The organism is Micromonospora sp. S4605 (assembly GCF_003176715.1).
GTDB lineage: Bacteria > Actinomycetota > Actinomycetes > Mycobacteriales > Micromonosporaceae > Micromonospora > Micromonospora echinaurantiaca.
Window position 1 is genome coordinate 15,530 of sequence record NZ_QGSW01000219.1, and the last position, 19,690, is coordinate 35,219.

The 19,690-nt window shown below is 74.3% G+C and carries 15 protein-coding genes and 1 pseudogene; 10 read left to right on the forward strand and 6 right to left on the reverse strand.

The genetic code is table 11. From position 1 onward, the window contains the following. The first annotated feature begins 56 nt into the window (after window positions 1–56). From DLJ47_RS18550 to DLJ47_RS18570, 5 genes are read left to right on the forward strand one after another with little or no spacing between them, the layout of a single operon-like run. Window positions 57–2,198 carry a molybdopterin oxidoreductase family protein gene (locus DLJ47_RS18550; protein ID WP_109901210.1) on the forward strand — a complete coding sequence of 714 codons (2,142 nt, stop codon included), beginning with the start codon at window positions 57–59 and terminating at the stop codon, window positions 2,196–2,198. Then, on the forward strand, window positions 2,195–3,631 hold the full coding sequence (locus DLJ47_RS18555; protein WP_109901211.1) for an FAD-dependent oxidoreductase: 1,437 nt from the start codon (window positions 2,195–2,197) through the stop codon (window positions 3,629–3,631). The genes DLJ47_RS18550 and DLJ47_RS18555 overlap by 4 nt, the downstream gene beginning before the upstream one ends. Window positions 3,632–3,678: 47 nt before the next feature. Beyond that, window positions 3,679–6,198, forward strand: a complete 2,520-nt coding sequence (nirB, locus tag DLJ47_RS18560; RefSeq protein ID WP_109901218.1) for a nitrite reductase large subunit NirB — start codon at window positions 3,679–3,681, stop codon at window positions 6,196–6,198. Window positions 6,199–6,241: 43 nt separating this feature from the next. Further along, window positions 6,242–6,616 carry a nitrite reductase small subunit NirD gene (gene nirD / locus DLJ47_RS18565; protein WP_233257886.1) on the forward strand — a complete coding sequence of 125 codons (375 nt, stop codon included), beginning with the start codon at window positions 6,242–6,244 and terminating at the stop codon, window positions 6,614–6,616. Beyond that, window positions 6,616–7,704 carry a uroporphyrinogen-III synthase gene (locus DLJ47_RS18570; RefSeq protein WP_109901212.1) on the forward strand — a complete coding sequence of 363 codons (1,089 nt, stop codon included), beginning with the start codon at window positions 6,616–6,618 and terminating at the stop codon, window positions 7,702–7,704. Before nirD ends, DLJ47_RS18570 begins: the two co-directional genes overlap by 1 nt. A gap of 13 nt (window positions 7,705–7,717) precedes the next feature. Here the strand turns inward: DLJ47_RS18570 and DLJ47_RS18575 are convergent, their stop codons facing one another. From DLJ47_RS18575 to DLJ47_RS18590, 4 genes are all read right to left on the reverse strand, one after another. Then, the gene (locus DLJ47_RS18575; protein WP_109901213.1) at window positions 7,718–8,341 is read right to left on the reverse strand and encodes a GTP-binding protein; all 624 of its coding nucleotides are present in this window, start codon (window positions 8,339–8,341) and stop codon (window positions 7,718–7,720) included. Further along, window positions 8,322–8,687 (reverse strand): DUF742 domain-containing protein, encoded by a 366-nt coding sequence (locus DLJ47_RS18580; protein ID WP_088991913.1) that lies wholly within the window; start codon window positions 8,685–8,687, stop codon window positions 8,322–8,324. Before DLJ47_RS18580 ends, DLJ47_RS18575 begins: the two co-directional genes overlap by 20 nt. An 86-nt stretch (window positions 8,688–8,773) precedes the next feature. After that, entirely contained in the window at window positions 8,774–9,181 is a 408-nt protein-coding gene (locus DLJ47_RS18585) for a roadblock/LC7 domain-containing protein (protein ID WP_030329975.1), read from the reverse strand. Beyond that, entirely contained in the window at window positions 9,178–12,393 is a 3,216-nt protein-coding gene (locus tag DLJ47_RS18590) for a sensor histidine kinase (RefSeq protein WP_109901214.1), read from the reverse strand. The genes DLJ47_RS18585 and DLJ47_RS18590 overlap by 4 nt, the downstream gene beginning before the upstream one ends. Before the next feature lie 451 nt (window positions 12,394–12,844). Between DLJ47_RS18590 and DLJ47_RS18595 the strand changes: the two genes are divergently transcribed. Continuing rightward, a complete protein-coding gene (locus DLJ47_RS18595; protein WP_109901215.1) occupies window positions 12,845–14,026 on the forward strand; it encodes an ABC transporter substrate-binding protein in 1,182 nt (393 codons plus the stop codon). A 235-nt stretch (window positions 14,027–14,261) separates the two neighbouring features. Here the strand turns inward: DLJ47_RS18595 and DLJ47_RS18600 are convergent, their stop codons facing one another. Continuing rightward, window positions 14,262–15,149, reverse strand: a complete 888-nt coding sequence (locus tag DLJ47_RS18600; RefSeq protein ID WP_109901216.1) for an ABC transporter permease — start codon at window positions 15,147–15,149, stop codon at window positions 14,262–14,264. Between the two features lie 97 nt (window positions 15,150–15,246). Further along, on the reverse strand, window positions 15,247–16,278 hold the full coding sequence (locus DLJ47_RS18605) for an ABC transporter substrate-binding protein (protein WP_088991909.1): 1,032 nt from the start codon (window positions 16,276–16,278) through the stop codon (window positions 15,247–15,249). 266 nt (window positions 16,279–16,544) lie between these two features. Between DLJ47_RS18605 and DLJ47_RS18610 the strand changes: the two genes are divergently transcribed. The 4 genes and pseudogenes from DLJ47_RS18610 to DLJ47_RS18625 form a co-directional block, all read left to right on the forward strand. Then, a complete protein-coding gene (locus DLJ47_RS18610; protein ID WP_109901217.1) occupies window positions 16,545–17,330 on the forward strand; it encodes an ABC transporter ATP-binding protein in 786 nt (261 codons plus the stop codon). An 82-nt stretch (window positions 17,331–17,412) separates the two neighbouring features. Further along, a complete protein-coding gene (locus DLJ47_RS18615; protein WP_109901220.1) occupies window positions 17,413–18,363 on the forward strand; it encodes an LLM class F420-dependent oxidoreductase in 951 nt (316 codons plus the stop codon). Continuing rightward, a complete protein-coding gene (locus DLJ47_RS18620) occupies window positions 18,360–18,668 on the forward strand; it encodes a cupin (RefSeq protein WP_088991906.1) in 309 nt (102 codons plus the stop codon). The genes DLJ47_RS18615 and DLJ47_RS18620 overlap by 4 nt, the downstream gene beginning before the upstream one ends. 77 nt (window positions 18,669–18,745) lie before the next feature. Further along, a pseudogene (locus tag DLJ47_RS18625) lies at window positions 18,746–19,690 on the forward strand (hypothetical protein); the annotation flags it as partial.

Here is a 19,690-nt window from a genome sequence, read left to right on the forward strand (position 1 = left end):
GGACCGAAACAAACGGGACCCGGGCCGGAAACCGCCCCCCGGCACGCTTTGCCGACATGACAGACGGTGCACGGTCGGCGACTCGGCCGGGGTCCGCGCCCCGGGAGGTGGCCACGCACTGCCCGTACTGCGCCCTTCAGTGCGGGATGACGCTGCGCGAGGAGGCCGGCCGGGTGGCCGTGCTGCCGCGGCAGTTCCCCACCAACCGCGGCGGCCTCTGCCAGAAGGGCTGGACCGCCGCCGAGCTGCTCGACCACCCGCAGCGGCTGACCACCCCGCTGCTGCGCGACCCGACCACCGGCGAGTTGCGCCCGGCCACCTGGGCCGCCGCGCTGGACCGGATCGTCACCGGCATCCGCGCCGTCCAGCATGGACACGGACCGGACGCGGTCGCCGTCTTCGGCGGCGGCGGGCTCACCAACGAGAAGGCGTACGCGCTGGGCAAGTTCGCCCGGGTGGCGCTGCGTACCCGGCACATCGACTACAACGGCCGGTTCTGCATGTCCTCCGCGGCGGCGGCCGGGCTGCGCGCCTTCGGCGTCGACCGGGGTCTGCCGTTCCCGCTGGCCGACCTCGGGCGGGCCGACACGCTGCTGCTGGTCGGGGCGAACCCGGCGGAAACCATGCCCCCGCTGGTGCGCTGGCTGACCGAGCAGCGCGAACGCGGCGGCCGGCTGATCGTGGTCGACCCCCGGGTCACCGCCACCGCCCGGCTGGCCGACCTGCACCTGCAACCGCTGCCCGGCACCGACCTGGCGGTGGCCAACGCGCTGCTGCACATCGCGCTCACCGAGGGCTGGGTCGACCGGGCGTACGTCGACACCCGCACCACCGGCTTCCCGGCGGTGCGGCGCAGCGTGGCGGGCTGGTGGCCGGCCCGCGCCGAGGCGCTCTCCGGGGTGCCGGTGGCCGACCTGGAGTCGACCGCCCGGGCGCTCGGCACCGCCGAGCGGGCGATCATCCTCACCGCGCGCGGCGCCGAGCAGCACGCCAAGGGCGTGGACACGGTCACCGGCTTCGTGAACCTGGCGCTCGCCCTCGGCCTGCCCGGCCGCCCCGGCTCCGGCTACGGCTGCCTCACCGGGCAGGGCAACGGGCAGGGCGGCCGGGAGCACGGGCAGAAGGCCGACCAGCTCCCGGGCTACCGCCGGATCGACGACCCGGCCGCCCGGGAACACGTCGCCGGGGTCTGGGGGGTGCCGCCCGGGGAGCTGCCCGGGCCGGGCGTGCCGGCGTACCAACTGCTGGACTCGCTGGGCACCCCGGCCGGACCGAAGGCGCTGCTGGTCTTCGGCTCCAACCCGGTGGTCTCCGCGCCCCGCGCCGCCCGGGTCGAGGGCCGGCTGCGCGACCTCGACCTGCTGGTGGTCGCCGACTTCCTGCTCTCCGAGACGGCCGCCCTGGCCGACGTGGTGCTGCCCACCGCCCAGTGGGCCGAGGAGGACGGCACCATGACCAACCTGGAGGGTCGGGTGCTGCGTCGGCGGGCGCTGCGCGAACCGCCTCCGGGCGTCCGCACCGACCTGGCCGTGCTGGCCGAGCTCGCGGCCCGGCTCGCCGCCCCCGGCGACGACGGCGCGAACGAGGCGGCCGACCGCTTCCCGACCGACCCGCTGGCCGTCTTCGCCGAGCTGCGCCGGGCCTCGGCCGGCGGCCCCGCCGACTACGCCGGGGTGAGCTGGGAGCGGATCGACGCCGCCGACGGGGTCTGGTGGCCCTGCCCGGACGAGGACGGCCCGGACACCCCCCGCCTCTTCGCCGACCGCTTCGCCACCCCGGACGGGCGGGCGCGGTTCCACCCGGTCGAGCACCGGCCGGCGGCCGAGGAGGTCTGCCCCGAGTACCCGCTGCACTTCACCACCGGCCGGGTGCTCGCCCAGTACCAGTCCGGCACCCAGACCCGGCGGGTGGCGGCGCTGCGCCGGGCCGCCCCGAGCGCCTTCGTCGAGCTGCACCCCGACCTGGCCGACCGGCTCGGGGTGGCCGACGGCGAGCCGGTCCGGGTGGTCTCCCGCCGGGGGGAGCTGCGGGCGCCGGCCCGGCTCAGCCCGGGCATCCGCCCGGACACGGTCTTCGCCCCGTTCCACTGGGGCGGCGCCGGACGGGCCAACTCGGTCACCAACGACGCGGTGGACCCGGTCTCCGGGATGCCGGAATTCAAGATCTGCGCCGTCCGGGTGGAGAGGGTGGAGCCGTGACCGAGCGGTTGGTCATCGTCGGCAACGGGATGGCCGGCGCGCGGCTCGCCAGCGAGCTGCACGCCCGGGGCGGGGACCGCAAGGTCACCGTGCTCGGCGCGGAGCCGCACCGGGCGTACAACCGGATCATGCTGTCCACCCTGCTCGCCGGGAAGGTCGGCGAGCCGGACGTGGAGCTGGCCGAGGTCGCCGGTCAGGGCGTCGACCTGCGGACCGGGGTGGCGGTGACCGCCATCGACCGGGCCGGACGCGTCGTACGCACCGCCGACGGCGACCGGATCGGCTACGACCACCTGGTGCTGGCCACCGGCAGCCGGGCCATCGTGCCGCCGCTGCCCGGGCTGGACGGCGACCGGCTGCCCCCGCGGGTGGCCGCGTTCCGCACCCTGGACGACTGCCGGCGGATCCTCGCCGTGGCCCGCGGCGCGCGGAGCGCCCTGGTGCTCGGCGGCGGGCTGCTCGGCTTGGAGGCGGCCCGCGGGCTCGCCGCCCGCGGGCTCGACGTCGGCGTGGTGCACCCGGTGCCGTACCTGATGGAACGGCAGCTCGACCCGGCCGGCGCGGCGGTGCTCGCCGACACGCTCGCCGGCCTCGGCGTGACCACCCACCTCGCGGTGGCGGCCACCGGGCTGGCGGCGGACGCCGACGGGGTCACCCTGACGCTGGCCGACGGCCGGACGCTCGCCGCCGACCTGCTGGTGCTCTCCTGCGGCGTACGCCCCGACACCACGCTCGCCGCGGCGGCCGGGCTGGCCGTGGAACGGGGCGTGCTGGTGGACGACCGGCTGCGCACCAGCGACCGGCGGATCTCCGCGATCGGCGACTGCGCCCAGCACGACGGCGCCCTGACCGGGCTGGTCGCGCCGGCCTGGGCGCAGGCCCGGGTGGTGGCGCAGGTGCTCACCGGGGAGGACCCGCTGGCCCGCTACCGGCCCCGGCCGGTGGTGACCCGGCTCAAGGCCGCCGGCATCGACCTGGCCGCCATGGGCGAGCCGGAGGGCGGCGAGGCGGGCGAGGAACTGACCTTCGCCGACCCGGTCCGCGGCACGTACGCCCGGCTGCGGATCCGCGACGAGCGGCTGACCGGCGCGATCCTGCTCGGCGACAACCCGGCGGTCGGCACCGTGATCCAGCTCTTCGACCGGGGTCAGCCGGTGCCGGCCGACCGGCGGTCCCTGCTGCTCGGTCGGGCCCTCGGCGCACCCGCGGCGCCGGCCGCGTCGCCGGCGCTGATGCCGGACGCGGCGACCGTGTGCCAGTGCAACAACGTCAGCAAGGGCGCGCTGGTGGACTGTTGGCGCTCCGGCGCCCGGACGGTCGACGCGGTGGTGGCGGCCACCCGGGCCGGCACCGGCTGCGGCGGCTGCCGGGACGCGGTCGCCGGCATCGTCGACTGGCTCTCCGAAGTGGATTCAGTGGAGGTGGCGCGATGAGCGAGCCGAGCGGGCGGACCAGCGAGCCGGGCACGGCGGCGCCCGTCGTGAGCGCTGGCAGGCTGGTGGTCGTCGGCAACGGTATGGTCGGGCAGCGCTTCGTCGACGCGCTGCGGGCCCGGGACCCGCAGGGCCGGTGGCGGGTGACGGTGCTCGCCGAGGAGCGCCGCCCGGCGTACGACCGGGTGCGGCTCTCGGCGTTCTTCGACGGGGTGAGCGCCGACGAACTCGACCTGCACACCCCGCATCCCGGGGTCGAGCTGCGGCTCGGCGAGCCGGCCACCGCGATCGACCGGGACCGGCGGGTGGTGGCCACGGCGTCCGGCGAGTACCCGTACGACGCGCTGGTGCTGGCCACCGGCTCGTCCGCCTTCGTACCGCCGGTCGACGGTGCGACCCTGCCCGGGGTCTTCGTCTACCGCACCCTGGACGACCTGGCGGCGATCCGGAGGCACGCCCGCGGCCGGCGCACCGGCGCGGTGATCGGCGGTGGCCTGCTCGGGCTGGAGGCGGCGAACGCGCTGCGCCTGCTCGGCCTGGCCACCAGCGTGGTCGAGTTCGCACCCCGGCTGATGCCGGTGCAGGTCGACCCGGCCGGCGGGGCGATGCTCCGCCGCTACGTCGACGAGCTGGGCGTGGCCACCCACCTCGGTACGGCCACCACCGCGATCCGGCCCGGCCCGGACGGCACGGTCGCCGGCCTGGAGCTGGCCGACGGCGGCACGGTCGACGCCGACCTGGTGGTGGTGGCGGCCGGCATCCGCCCCCGCGACGAGCTGGCCCGGGCGGCCGGCCTGCCGCTCGGCCCGCGCGGCGGGGTGCTGGTCGACGGCACCTGCCGGACGGTCGACGAGCGGATCTGGGCGGTCGGCGAGTGCGCCGCCGTCGACGGCACCTGCCACGGCCTGGTCGCCCCCGGCTACGCGATGGCCGAGGTGGTGGCCGACCGGCTGGTCGGCGGCGCGGCCACCTTCCCCGGCGCGGACACCGCCACCAAGCTGAAGCTGCTCGGCGTGGACGTGGCCTCGTTCGGCGACGCGCACGGCGCCACCCCCGGCTGCCTGGACGTCACGTTCACCGACCCGGCCACCCGGGTCTACGCCAAGCTGGTCCTCTCCGACGACGCGCAGACGCTGCTCGGCGGGGTGCTGGTCGGCGACGCGAGCGCCTACCCGACGCTGCGGGCCAGCGTCGGCGGGCCGCTGCCCGCTCCCCCGCTGGCGCTGCTCGCCCCCGAGGGTTCGGCGGGCGCGGGGGCCGGCACGCTGCCCGCCACCGCCCAGGTCTGCTCCTGCAACGCGGTGACCCGCGCCGACATCGACGGCGCGATCGCCGGCGGCTGCGCGGACGTGCCGGCGCTCAAGGCGTGCACCCGGGCCGGCACCAGCTGCGGCTCCTGCGTACCGATGCTCAAGCAACTGCTGGACGCGGCCGGGGTCCGGCAGTCGACGGCGCTCTGCGAGCACTTCGACGCCAGCCGGCAGGAGCTCTTCGACATCGTCCGGGTGCGGGGCATCCGCACCTTCTCCCGGTTGGTCGCCGAGCATGGCCGGGGTCGCGGCTGCGACATCTGCAAGCCGGTGGTCGCCTCGATCCTCGCCTCGCTCGGCAGCGGGCACGTGCTCGACGGCGAGCAGGCGTCGCTGCAGGACACCAACGACCACTTCCTGGCCAACCTGCAGCGCGACGGCAGCTACTCGGTGGTGCCGCGGATCCCCGGCGGCGAGATCACCCCGGAGAAGCTCATCGTGATCGGCGAGGTCGCCCGGGACTTCCAGCTCTACACGAAGATCACCGGAGGCCAGCGGATCGACCTGTTCGGCGCCCGGGTCGAGCAGCTGCCGCGGATCTGGCGGCGGCTGGTGGACGCCGGCTTCGAGTCCGGCCACGCGTACGGCAAGGCGCTGCGCACGGTGAAGTCCTGCGTCGGCTCCACCTGGTGCCGGTACGGGGTGCAGGACTCGGTCGGGCTGGCCATCGCGCTGGAGCTGCGCTACCGCGGACTGCGCGCCCCACACAAGATCAAGTCAGCGGTGTCCGGCTGCGCCCGGGAGTGCGCCGAGGCCCGCAGCAAGGACTTCGGCATCATCGCCACCGAGACCGGCTGGAACCTCTACGTCGGCGGCAACGGGGGCTTCCGACCCCGGCACGCCGACCTGTTCGCCAGCGACCTGTCCACCGAGGCGCTGACCACGCTGATCGACCGGTTCCTGATGTACTACATCCGCACCGCCGACCGGCTGCAACGCACCGCCGCCTGGATCGAGGCGATGGACGGCGGCCTGGACCACCTGCGGTCGGTGATCGTGGACGACTCGCTCGGCCTCTGCGCCGAACTGGACGCGGCGATGGCCCGGCACGTCGAGTCCTACTCGGACGAGTGGCGCGACGTGCTCGACGACCCGGACCGGCTGCGCCGGTTCACCTCCTTCGTCAACGCCCCCGAGGTGCCCGACCCGTCGATCACCTTCGCGCTCGAACGGGGCCAGCCGGTCCCGGCGGGGCGCACGCCGGCCGTCGAGGGTCGGCAGCCGGTCACGCTCGGGATGCCGCGGGTGCGGCGATGACCCCCACGACGCCCGGACCTCCGGAGGTACCGCGATGACCGCGATGACCACGATGACCACCACCGCCCCGCTGCCGGCCGCCGCGACGCGCGCCTGGACCCCGGTCTGCCCGCTCGACCGGCTGGAGCCCGACCGGGGCGTCGCGGCCCTGGTCGACGGCGTGCAGGTGGCGCTCTTCCGCACCGCCGGCGAACTGTTCGCCCTCGACAACCTCGATCCGGTCGGCGGGGCGTACGTGCTGTCGCGGGGGATCGTGGGCAGCCGGGGCGGGGTGCCCACCGTCGCCTCGCCGCTGCACAAGCAGGCGTACGACCTGCGTACCGGGGCCTGCCTCGACCTGCCGGGGATGTCCGTGGCCCGGCACGACGTGCGCTGCCGCGCCGGAATGGTCGAGGTGCGGCTGCGACAGGAGGGGTGATGCGCGACGAACTGGCCGGCTTCACCATCGGGGTGACCGCCGACCGGCGGCGGGACGAACTCGCCGCGCTGCTGCAACGGCGGGGCGCCCGGGTGGTGCTCGCCCCGGCCCTGCGGATCGTGCCGCTGGCCGACGACACCGAACTGCGCGAGGCCACCCGGGCCTGCCTGGACCGGCCGCCGGACATCGTGATGGCGAACACCGGCATCGGGATGCGCGGCTGGCTGGAGGCGGCCGAGGGCTGGGGGCTGGCCGAGCCGCTGCGGTCGGTGCTCGCCGAGGCGTACGTGGTGGCCCGGGGCCCGAAGGCGCGCGGGGCGATCCGCGCCGCCGGCCTGCACGACCAGTGGTCACCGGCCTCGGAGAGCTGCGACGAGGTGGTCGACCACCTGCGCCGGCGCGGCGTGGCCGGGCAGGTCATCGCCATGCAGCTGCACGGCGAGCGGCAGCCGGAGTGCACCCTGGCCCTGGAGGCGGCCGGAGCCACGGTGATCGAGGTGCCGGTCTACCGGTGGGCGCCGCCGACCGACCCCGCCCCGCTGCACCGGCTGATCGACCTGGTCGCCGCGCGGCTGGTCGACGCGGTCACCTTCACCTCGGCCCCGGCGGTGGAGGCGCTGCTGCGCGCCGCCGGCGACCGCACCGACGCGGTGCTGGCGGCGTTCCGCGGCGAGGTGCTGGCCAGCTGCGTCGGGTCGGTGACCGCGGAGCCGCTGCTGCGTCGCGGGGTGCCGGTGAGCGCGCCCAACCGGGCCCGGCTGGGCGCGCTGGTGCGGACCATCGTCGACGAGTTGCCGCGCCGGACGGTCAGCCTGAAGGTGGCCGGTCACCTGCTCACGCTGCGCGGGCACGCCGCCGTGGTCGACGGCGAGCTGCGTCCGCTGGCGCCCGCCCCGATGGCGGTGCTGCGGGCGCTGGCCCACTCGCCCGGCCGGGTGCTGTCCCGTACCGCGCTGCTGCGGACGCTGCCCCGGGGCGCGGACGAGCACGCCGTGGAGATGGCGGTGGCCCGGCTCCGTGCCGGCCTGCGCGCTCCCCGCGTCGTGCAGACCGTCGTCAAGCGCGGCTACCGGCTCCGCGTCGACTGACTTCCAGGCCGGGTCAGCCGACCGGGGTCGGGAAGCCCCGGCCGTGCTCGGCCTGCAAGCGCAGCATGGCGTGCTCGACGACGGTGACCAGCACCTGCTTCACCGACTCGCGCCGCCGGGCGTCGCACATCACCAGCGGCACGTCCGCCGGGATCGCCAGCGCCTCGCGGACCTCGCCCAGCTCGTACTCGGGAGCGCCGTCGAACCGGTTGAGCGCCACCACGTACGGCAGCTTGCGGTTCTCGAAGTAGTCCAGCGGCGCGAAGGCGTCGGTGATCCGGCGGGTGTCCACCAGCACGGCCGCGCCCACCGCACCCCGGATGATCTCGTCCCACATGAACCAGAAGCGGGTCTGGCCCGGCGTGCCGAAGAGGTAGAGGATCAGGTCCTGGGCCATGGTGATCCGGCCGAAGTCCATGGCGACCGTGGTGGTCTCCTTGCCGGGCACCTTCGACGGGTCGTCGATGCCGACGCCGGCCGCGGTCATCACCGCCTCGGTGGTCAGCGGAGTGATCTCGGAGATCGCGCCGACCAGGGTCGTCTTGCCCACGCCGAAGCCGCCCGCGACCACGATCTTCGCGGAGATGATCTCCCGGCTGCGGCTCGCCCCGGCGGGGTCATAGTTCGCGAAGTCCACTTAGCACCCTTCCAAGCAGGTTCATCCGCTCCTCGTAGCCCTCGGCCGGAGCGGCGGTGTGTAGCGTCAGCAGGCCCTCGGCCACCATGTCGGCGACCAGCACCCGGGCGACCCCCAACGGCATCCGGGTGTACGCGGCGATCTCCGCCAGCGACTGCGCCCGGCCCTCGCAGACCGTGGCGATGCGGTGCTTGTCGTGGCCGGCGAACCGGGACTCGGCCACCGCCGTGGGACTGGCGGAGAGCACCGCCTCCAGGGCGATGAGCTGCCGGGGTTCGGTGCGACCGCGGGTGACCGCGTACGGGCGCACGAGCTCGCCACGCGGGTCCGCACGGCGATGGTCCATCCGCGGTCACCTCCTCTCCCCGACCGGAGCCCGACGGCACCGGATCATCTGTCCCTGGTCGACGCGCGGGCCGGCGCGTCGCCGCCCTACGACCGCACCGCGTCCCGGGGCAGCGGCACCAGCGCGGCGCCGACCCGCTCGACCAGCAGTGCCATCTCGTAGCCCACCTGGCCGACGTCGCAGCTGCGGGCGGCGAGCACGGCCATCGACGACCCGTCGCTGATGGACATCAGGAACAGGTAGCCGCTGTCCATCTCGATGACCGTCTGCAGCACGCCACCGGCGCTGAACATCCGCGCCGCGCCCTCGGTCAGGCTGACCACGCCGGAGGTGATCGCGGCCAGTTGGTCCGCCCGGTCCGCCGGCAGGTCCCGGGAGGAGGCGAGCAGCAGCCCGTCGGCGGACACCGCCACCACGTGGGCGATACCCGCCACACTGTCGGCGAAGTTGGTGAGCAGCCAACCCATGTCCTGCATCGCAGCTGGCCTGTTCATCGGCTCGTCTCCTTGGTCGAGGTGCTGTTCTGGTCCGTTCCGGCCGACCGGCCGCGCTGTACGCCGCGGTGGTAGGCCGACAACAGGCCGCGTACGTCGTCCGGGGTGCGCCGGGTCCGTGCCCGGCCACCGCGCGGTTCGATGCCGCCCGGCACCAGCTGCGCCTGCGGGACCCGCTTGGGCAGCCCGGACCGGGTGGTTCCGCCGGTGGTGGGCTCGGCGGCCCGGCTCGCCCGGGACCAGCCCTCGTCGGCGGCCGTCCGCCAGGCGTCCGGGTCCGACGCGGCGGCCGACGCCGCCGGGTCCGGCCCCGCCGTGGCCGACGCCGCCGGGCTCGGCGCCGCCGTGCTCGACGCGTCAGCGGCCAGTGGAGTGTACGACGGCGGCGGCTGGGCGGGCGGCGGCGTGGCCGACGCACCCGGGGATCGGGTGGGCAGCGGTGGCCGCGCGGGCGACGCCGCCGCCGGTTGCTGCGTCCCGGTCCCCGCCATGGCGGACGGGTCCTGGTCGAAGTTGGGCCGGGCGAAGATGGTCGTGACGTCGTCGCCGTGCGAGCGGAACCAGACCGCTTCCATCTCCCGGAAGATCGGCGCCTCGGCCGGCTGCTCGGGGCGCGGGGTGATCGGCGCGGCCGGCTGCGCCATGGGTGCGGTGGCGGCCAGGTCGGCGCCGAGCCCGCGACCGAAGCCGGTGCTCGGCACGCCGGCGCTCGGGGCACCAGCGCTCTGGAAGCCAGCGCTCGGGGCGCCGGCGCTCGGGAAGCCACCGCTCGGGACGCCGGCGCTCGGGAAGCCAGCGCTCGGGACGCCGCCGGTCGTCGCGACCGGGTTCGTCGCGGACGTGCCGGCGGCGGTGCCGGCGACCGGACCGGCGGGCAGCAGCGGCCCGCCGTCGGCCGCCGCGCCGGGCGTACGCCGGGGCAGCCGGTCCAGGGTGGAGCGTCCGTCGGCCGGCATGCCGGCCTGGTCGGCGCTGAAGCCCGGATGGGCCGCCGGCGGCGGGGTGAGCGTCGGGTGGGTCGCCGGCGGGCTGCCGGCCTGCACCGGCGAGGTGGTGTCCCGTACCTGCTCCCGGGCCGGCCACGGCGCCGGCGCCGCCGGCTCGGTCCGCCACTGGTCGGGCAGGGTGGCCGCAGCCGTACACCCGGCCAGCGGCTCACCGAACCCGGACGTGGCGCGCGGGCTCTGCTCGACCGCGAGCGGTTGACGCGGCCGGGTGATGGCCTGGCCGCGGTCGCGCAGGCTCGGCAGCACCACCGTGGCGGCGGGCAGCGTCACCTGGGCGACGGTGCCACCCTCGACGTTGCGGCGCAGGTCGACGCGGATGCCGTAGCGGGCCGCGAGCCGGCTCACCACGGCCAGGCCCATCAGCCGGAAGGCGGCGACGTCGACGCTCGGCGGGGCGGCCAGCCGCCGGTTGAGCGAGTCGAGCTGCTCGTCGGAGAGGCCGAGGCCGCGGTCCTCCACCTGGATCAGCACGTAGTCGCGGATCCGCCGGCCGTCCGCCACCACCACTGTGTTCGGCGGCGAGAACCGGGTGGCGTTGTCGAGCAGCTCGGCGACCAGCCGGACCACGTCGTTGACCGCGTGCGCGGCGACCGAGACGTCGGTGTCCACCGTGCCGAACTCGATCCGGTTGTAGAGCTCCACCTCGGACTGCGCGGCTCGCAGCACGTCCACCAGGAGGGCGTCGTCGCGGCGCGGCACGGCGGAGTCGGCACCGGCCAGCACCAGCAGGTTCTCGTCGTTGCGGCGCATCCGGGTGGCCAGGTGGTCCAGCTCGAAGAGCTGGGCCAGCCGCTTCGGGTCCTCCTCGCCGCGCTCGATCGCGTCCAGCTCGCCGATCATCCGATCGACCAGGGTCTGACTGCGGCGGGCCAGGTTCAGGAACATCGCCGAGACGCTGGTCCGCAGCGCGGCCTGCTCGGCCGCGATCCGGACCGCCTCCCGGTGGACCACGTTGAAGGCCAGCGCGACCTGGCCCACCTCGTCCCGGCTGTCCAGCTTGATCGGGTCGCGCACCTCGCGGACGATCTCGTCGACGCCGCCCTCGGAGACGCTGCCCATGTTCTGCAGCCGCTGCACCGCGTCCGGCAGGTCGTGGTTGGCCACCGAGAGGGCACCCTCGCGCAACCGGCGCAGCGAGTGGTTGAGCGAGCGGGCCAGCACCACCGCAAGCGTGATCGCGATGAGCAGGGTGAGCAGCACCAGCACCGACTCGATGACGGCCTGCCGGATCACCGCCGAGCGGGCGTCCTCGGCCTGGGTGAGCAGCCGGTCCTGCAACTGGATCTCGGCCCACCGCATCAGGTCGTTGACGGCGCCGATGGCGGTGGTGGCGTCCTGGGCGCTGACCAGGGAGCGCTGGCCGACCGAGCGGGTGATGTCGGCGGCCAGCCGGTCGGCCAGCACGACCGCGTCGCCGGAGACGGTGTTGTCGACCAGGGCGCGCTGGGCCGGGTCGGCGGCCAGGAAGAAGGCGATCAGCGCCTCCTGCTGGCTGGTCTGGGTGGCCACGAACGAGGAGAACTGCTCCTCGTCGAGTTCGCCGCTGCTGAGCGCGGTGAACGCGACGGACTCCTGCTCGGCGACCGCCGCCTTGGCGCGGGCGAAGGCCGCGACCGCCCGCCGGCTGTCCGCCAGCTGCTCGTCACCGGGCAGCTGGGCCAGCCCGTCGCCGTAGGCGACCAGGTCGGCGAGGACCACCCCGTAGCGCAGCGCCGCCTCGGCGACCGCCATCTGCTGCCGGTCCAGCACCTCCTGCCGGGTGCTGTCCAGCGTCTCCAGGTGGCTGTCGATGGCCGCGAGCCGGTCCCGGACCGCCGCCGGCGGCGTACCGATCCGGTCCCGCTCCGCGCGGTACTCGTCGACCCGCTGCTGCGTCTGGCGCACCCGCAGGTTGAACGCGTCGGCCTGCTGCTGCGGGCTGGCCAGGAAGGCGGACGCCGCCATCCGCTCGGCGTGCACGGCCTGGGTGAGCGCGGAGACGTCGATCGAGAGCGCGGTGAGGGACCGGGCCCGGGTGGCGTCGAACGCGCCCTGACCGACGGAGACCAGCCGAACGGTGGCGAGCGCGATCACCGCCGCGACCGGCACGACGAGGATCAGCGCGAGCTTGGACCGGATCCGGACGTCGCGCAGGCGGGGCATTCGCCGGCGGGTACGCGAGCGCTTGTCGCCACTTTCGGGCAGGGTCGTCGGTCCGGTGCTCACGACATCGCCTCCGTCGTTTCTCCCACGCCTGACCCACCGACCCGTGCCTGGTGCAGCGGCCAGCGCCACGCGCGGCACGGCCGCGATTTCATCAGACGAGAAGTTTTTTGGGAAGCCGCAGGCGGGCAGGAAACGGTCGCACGACGCGCAACCCGTGATCCGGTCAACAGATACCTACATTTCCCCAAGCCCGTGAACAGGGCATGTGACTTCAGAGTGGTCATACCTGCCGGTAGCGTGAGCGTTTGCAAACATCTCGTGACCCCAACATGTGGGATCCGTGTCCCGAAATGCCTCCGGCCGCTGCAGCTTGACCGCAGCGCGCGGCGTTGGCATGGTTTTGCAGGCTTCGCGCACACCGTACGGCAGAGACCATACCGTCACTCCATTGAGGACGGATTACCCGGCGGTGACCGGGCAGTAGCGCCCGCGCCGCACCTGGAGGACTGAGTTGAGCCCCATCCGCTCCGCGACCGCCGCCGCGCTCGCATCGGCCGTGCTGGCCACCACACTCACCGGCTGCCAGTTCGGCGCGGAGGAGCAGGACACGAGTCCCATCGTCATCGCCGCCGACCTGGAACTCTCCGGCGCGGCCGCGCCGGTCGGCAAGGCGTACCAGCGGGCCCTCGAACTCAAGGTCGACCAGCTGAACTCCTCCGGTGCGCTGGACGGCCGGAAGATCGAACTGAAGGTGAAGGACAACCGGTCCGACGCCAGCGAGTCGCTGCGCAACATCAGCGAATTCAGCGAGGACGCCCAGGTGAGCGCGATCATCATGGGCGGCTGCAACGAATGCGCCGTGGGCGCCGCGCGGACCATCGACGAGAAGCGCATCCCCACCATCGCCCTCGCCGCGTCCGGCGCGGTGGCCGAGCCGGTGGCCGAGCGCCGGTACGTGTTCAAGCTGGCCCCGAACGCGGCCGACAGCGCCGCCGCCCTCACCGCCGAGCTGCGCCGGGCCGGCATCCGCAAGGTCGGCGTGCTGCACAGTGACGACGACTACGGCCGCGAGGGGCTCGCCGCGCTGCGCCGCGAGTTCGGCAAGGCGAACGTCAGGTCACAGCGCGAGGTGGCGGTGCCGAACACCGCCACCGAGGTCGGCCAGCAGGTCGGCGTCCTCACCGCGCGCGACCCGGACGCGCTGGTCGTGTGGACCCCGCCAGAGCAGGCGACGCTCGCCGCGACCTCGGCCCAGCAGGCCGGTTTCAAGGGGGCGCTCTTCTTCGACGCCTCGGCCGCCGGCGACCTCTTCCTCGGCACCGCGGCGCGGGCCACCGAACGGGCCACGCTGATCTTCACGCAGACCATGGTGATCGACGACGTGATCGCCACAACCCCGGCGAAGGCGGCCCGTCGGCAGTGGTTCCAGGACTACACCGCCCGCTTCGGCGGCTACCACGGCTCCTCGTCGTTCGCCGCGGACGCGGTGCAGCTCATCGCGGACGCCGAACTGCGCGCCGGCGGGCCGGCCGGGCAGGTGAACCGGGACGGCATCCGGGACGTGCTGGAGACGTCCCAGATGGACGGTCTCTCCGGGCCGATCCGGATGACGCCGGACAACCACTCCGGGCTGATGCCGCAGGCGCTCACCACGCTGGTGGCGCGGAATGGGCGTTGGCGGTTGGCTGGCTGATTCTCGGGCTCGTTCCGGGCCTGTGGCCTCGTCGTGGGCGCGGTGGGGGTGTGGCCTACCGTGCCCGGCTCCGGGCGGTCAGGCTTGATCCCTCCGCCGGGCACGGTAGGCCACACCCCTGTGCTCGGGGCTTCGTGACGACTGCGGGCCGGCCTCCTCTCGTGGGGGCCGGCCCGCCACAGCTTGGGGTGGGGATCTGACACCGTCCCCTGTCGACGTTTGGTTCTTCGTTGGGTTAGCGGCTGCTGGTGGTTTCGCGGAGCCAGGGGAGGGCCAGGCGCTCGACCAGGGAGAGGGCGCTGTAGAGCAGGATGCTCATGGCCGCGATCAGCACGATGGCCGCCCAGGCGGTCGCGGTGTCGCCGATGCCGTTGTACTGGAGGATCTGGTAGCCCAGGCCCGGCAGGTCCGAGTAGAACTCGCCGATCACCGCGCCGATCGCGGCCAGCGGCATCGCCACCTTGAGCCCCACGAAGATCTGCGGCAGCGCGGCCGGGAAACGCACCTTGCGGAACGCCTGCCACCACGAGGCGTTCAGCGACCGGGCCAGTTCGGCCAGGTCCGCCGGGGTGGTGGTGAGACCGGTCGCCGTGGAGAGCACGATCGGGAAGAAGCAGAGCAGGAAGACCATGGTCAGGATCGGCTTCTCGCCCCAGCCGACCGAGACCACCAGCAGCGGGCCGAGGGCGATCTTCGGCACCGCGTTGACCGCCACCAGCAGCGGCGCGAACATCCGCTCGACCCGGCGGGAGGCGGCCAGCGCCATCCCGATCAGCACCCCGGCGACCGCCGAGAGCAGGAAGCCGACCAGCGTCATCAGGGTGGTCCAGCCCAGTGCCGGCAGCAGCACGTCGACGGTCGAGGTCAGCGAGCGCCACACCGCCTGCGGCGGCGGCAGGGACGCCGGGTGCACCAGTTCCAACACCGACGTGACCAGCCACCAGACGGTCAACGCGATCACCAGGCCGAGCAGCGGCAGGCCCACCGCTCCCGGGCGTACCTCCGACCGGCGGGCGGCCGGGACCGCCGGCGCCGTGGTGGGCGTCGCCCCCGGGGGTACGCCAGGGTCGGTGGCCCGGCCCGCCCCGGTGGGGCCGGATCGGGTACCGGTCGTCTCCGTCACGGGTCCTCCTCTCCTGCCGGCCGCCGCCGGCACGCGACGGGGGTGCGCCCTCCGGGCATCCCGGCGGGTCGCACCCCCGTGGCACGCTCGACGTCGATCAGGCCTTCGGCGCGAGGTTGAAGTCGATGATCTGGTCGGGGGTGATGTTTTGCTTGAGCGACCCGGCGCCCTGCAGGATCGCGATGCTCTTGGCGACCCGGCCGCTGTCCAGGGTGCCGATCGCGGTGCCCGAGTTGCTGGAGCGGACGTAACCGGCCATCAGCTGCAGCTCGGCGGCGGCCGCATCGATGTTGGTGGCGTCCACGTTCTTCTTCAACAGCTCGGCCGCCTCCTTCGGGTTGGCCAGGCTGTACTCCAGGCCCTTGAGCAGGGCGGCGGTGAACCGCTTGACCATCTCCGGCTTCTCCTTGGCGATCTTCGCCGAGGTGATCAGCACGTTGCCGTAGAGGTCCTGCATCACGTTGCTGTACGGCAGCAGGACGGCCTTCTTCTTGGTCACCGTCTCGATCGTCGGCTGGCCGACGACGAACTGCCCGATGCCGTCCACCTGGCCGCTGGCCAGGGTGCCCATCAGGGTCTGCGCCTCACCGTTGACCCAGGTCACCTTGCTGGCGTCCACGCCGGCCATCCGGGCGTACGTCGGGAAGAGGTTGCGGACCACGGAGCCGGGGGTGTCGGCGAGCTTCTTGCCCTCCAGGTCCTTCGGCGACGCGATGTTCTTGCCCTCGACGGTGGCGATCGCCGCCATGGTGCGCTGCTGGATCGCGGCCACCGCCACGAAGTCCTTCGCCTGGCCGTTGCCGAGCTGGAGCAGGCCACCGGTCAGGTCGATCGGGCCGAACTGGGCCTGGCCGCCGACGATCGTCTGGATGACGGCACCGGTGCCCTGGCCGGGCTTGATCTCCACGTCGAAGCCGGCGTCCTTGAAGAAGCCCTTCTCCTTCGCCACCCAGGCGTAGGAGTCGCGGCCGAAGTTGCCGAACGAGGTGAGGTAGGTCACCTTCTCCAGCGCCGCGCCGTCGGGGGCCTTGGCGTCGTCGCCGGAGTCGGAACCACCGCTGCACGCCGATACCAGGGCCAGCGCGGTGGCCAGGGCGGCCGTGGCGACCGTACGGGTCAGCCTTCTCATCAGTGCACCATGTCCTTTCCGACCGGGGCCCGCTGGCCACCGGAGGGGTTGTCTGGCGGCGTCGGCGGAGGGGGTGAAGCCGACACCACCGTCGTGAGGGGACTCTTCGCGGGCACAGCGTACGAGAAGCACACCTTTGTGGTGCCAGGCGTACCGGGTTGCGGAACGGAAACAAAGTGACGTCCACCCCGGACGGTGCGTCACGGGCACGAGCCGGATACCCTTTGCCGCGTTACTGATCGCCCACTCAGGGAAGGTCGCCGGGGATGATCCGACTGTCCGGTGTGTCCCGCACCTTCGACGGCCGTAGCGGGCGGGTCGAGGCGCTGCGCGGCATCGACCTGCACGTCGCGGAGGGCGAGTTCGTGGCCGTGCTCGGCCGCTCCGGCTGCGGCAAGTCCACGCTGCTCCGGCTGATCGCCGGCCTGCTCCCGGTGACCAGCGGCGAGATCACCGTGGCCGGTACGCCGATCACCCGCCCGCGCCGGGACATCGCGATGCTCTTCCAGCGCCCCGCCCTGCTGCCCTGGCGCACGGTGCTGGACAACGTCCTGCTGCCGGTGGAGATCTTCGGCTGGAAGCGGGCCAGGCACCGGGAACGGGCCCGGCAGCTGCTCGACCTGGCCGGCCTGGCCGGTTTCGAGAAGCGCCTGCCACACGAGCTTTCCGGCGGCATGCAGCAACGGGTCTCGCTGTGCCGGTCGCTGATCGGCGAGCCGCGGGTGATGCTGATGGACGAGCCGTTCTCCGCGCTCGACGCGCTCACCCGCGAGGAACTCGCCGGCGAGCTCCAGCGGATCCACATGGAGAGCTCCCCCACCGTCGTCTTCGTCACCCACTCGATCGACGAGGCGGTCCTGCTGGCCGACCGGGTGGTGGTGCTCAGCCCCCGCCCCGGCCGGATCCGCCGGATCCTGGAGGTGAACATTCCGCGGCCGCGCACCCTGGGCCGCAACGCGCACCTGGCCGACGTGGCCCAGGTCAGCGCCGACCTGCACGAGCTGCTGATGGAGCGCGACGTGCCGGCGCCCGCCGGCGCGGAACGGCGATGAGCGAGCGCAGCGAGCGACTCAGCCAGCTCAGCGCCGCCGAGCCTCATGGCGGCACGCGGCGTAGCGGAGTGCGGTCATGAGCATGCGGGTCTGCGTCTTCACCGAGCCGCACCGCGGCGCCAGCTACGACGACCAGCTCCGGTTCGCCCGGCTGGCCGAGGCGGGCGGCTTCGAGGGCTTCCTCCGGGCCGACCACTACCAGTCGATGGGCGAGGACCCCGGCCTGCCCGGCCCCACCGACGCCTGGCTGACCCTGGCCGCGCTGGCCCGGGAGACCACCCGGATCCGGCTCGGAACCCTGGTCACCTCGGCGACCTTCCGGCTGCCCGGCCCGCTGGCGGTGATGGTGGCCCAGGTCGACCAGATGAGCGGCGGCCGGGTGGAGCTGGGCATCGGCGCCGGCTGGTACGAGCGGGAACACACCTCGTACGGCATCCCGTTCCCCGGCGTCAGCGAGCGGTTCGACCGGCTCGCCGAACAGCTCGAGGTGATCACCGGGCTGTGGCGGACCCCGCCCGGCGGGACGTACAGCTTCACCGGTGCCCACTACCGGCTGGTGGACGCGCCCGCGCTGCCGAAGCCGGTGCAGACCCCCGGGCCGCCGGTCATCATCGGCGGGCGCGGTCCGAAGCGCACCCCGGAACTGGCCGCCCGGTACGCGGACGAGTTCAACATGCCGTTCAAGTCGGTGGCCGAGACCGCCGAGGCGTACGAGCGGGTGCGGGAGGCCTGCGACCGGACCGGACGGGCGGCGTCCGGGCGGGCGCCGCTGGTGCTCTCCGCCGGGATCGTGGTGGCGATCGGCCGGACCGACGCCGAGGCCCGGCGGCGGGCCGCCCCGCTGCACGTCAAGAGCGCCCTGCCACCGGAGGACCCGGTGGTGGGCTCGCCGGCGCAGCTGGTCGACCGGATCGGCGAGTTCGCCGCCGCCGGCGCGACCCGGGTGCACCTGCGCCTGATCGATTTCGCCGACCTGGACCACCTCGAGCTCATCGCCGCCGAGGTGCTCCCTCACCTGGACGGAGACCGATGACCGAGGTGATCGAGGAACACGAGCTCGGGCCCGTGGGCCAGGAGATCGTGTACGAGAACGACCGGGTACGGGTGTGGCACATCCGCCTCGAACCCGGCGAGCGGCAGCCGCTGCACCGGCACGACCACCCGTACCTGGTGGTGGCGATCCAGGGCGCGAAGAACGTGGTGCAGACGATCGACGGCACCCGGATCGACGCCGACGAGCCGACCGGCGGCGTGGTCTACCGGGACCCGGGTGCCGTCCACATGCTCACCAACGTCGGGGACACCACCTACCTGGCCCGCCTGGTCGAACTCAAGTAGACCCGCCGCGAGCAGGGCCGGCACGCCGCACGGCGCGCCGGTGGCGATCGGGCGCAACGGACCGTAACGTGCCGGACATGGCCTTTCGGACCTGGAGCAGGCTGCTGCTCACGGCGCTCGGGGTGAGCCTGCTGGCCGGCGCCGGCCAGCTCGGGCTCGCGTACGGCTTCGGCATCCTGCGGCTCACCGGCACCTTCACCGGCGTCACCGTCAACCAGTGGCCGGCCCAGCTCGTCTGGGTGGGCTGGTGCGCGGCGAACGCCGCCGTGGTCGGTGCCGTCCTCACCGAGCGTGTCGCCCGGCGGGACGGGACGCTCACCGGCACCGGACGGCAGCTGGCCGTCGCGGCCGCCGCCGCGCTCGGCGCCACCGTCGTCGCGCCGCTGTGCATGCAGCCCGCCCGGGCCGCCGAGCTCATCTCCGTCGACCCGGTCTGGGCGGTCGGCATCTGCGCCGTCCTCGGCGCGGTGGTGGGTGCGGGCGCCGCGCTGGCCGTCCTGCTCAAGCCGCCGGTCGGCTGGAACATGGCGGCGGTCGCCGGGGTGCTCTGGCTGCTCGCGCTGCTGTCGGCCGTACCGTCGTTCTCGGCCACCGGGGCACTGCCGCTGGTCCGGCTCGGGGTCTTCGAGCCGGCCTGGCTCGACGCCGACGCGGCGCAGCGCCTGGCGATGCTGGTGCTGCCGACCACGGCGCTGCTCGCCGGCGCGGCGACCGGGGCGCTGGCCCGCTGGCGCGGGCACCCGCCGCTGGTGGCCGGGGCGACCGGGGTGGCCGGACCGGTGCTGGTGGCGTTCGCCTACCTGGCCGCCGGTCCCGGTGACGCCGTCGACCGCTACCAGCTCGCGCCCTACTACGGCGCCCTGCTCGCGGTCGCCGCCGGCGCGCTCGGCTCGGCCGCCGCCGCGCTGGCGCGCCGGCCGTCCGGCGGGTCCGCTGCCGCGCCCCAGGCCATCGAGCCGACCGACATCCTGCGGCCGCTGCCGGCCGGGCCGCCCCTGCCCGGCCGGCAGCGGCCGCAGGAT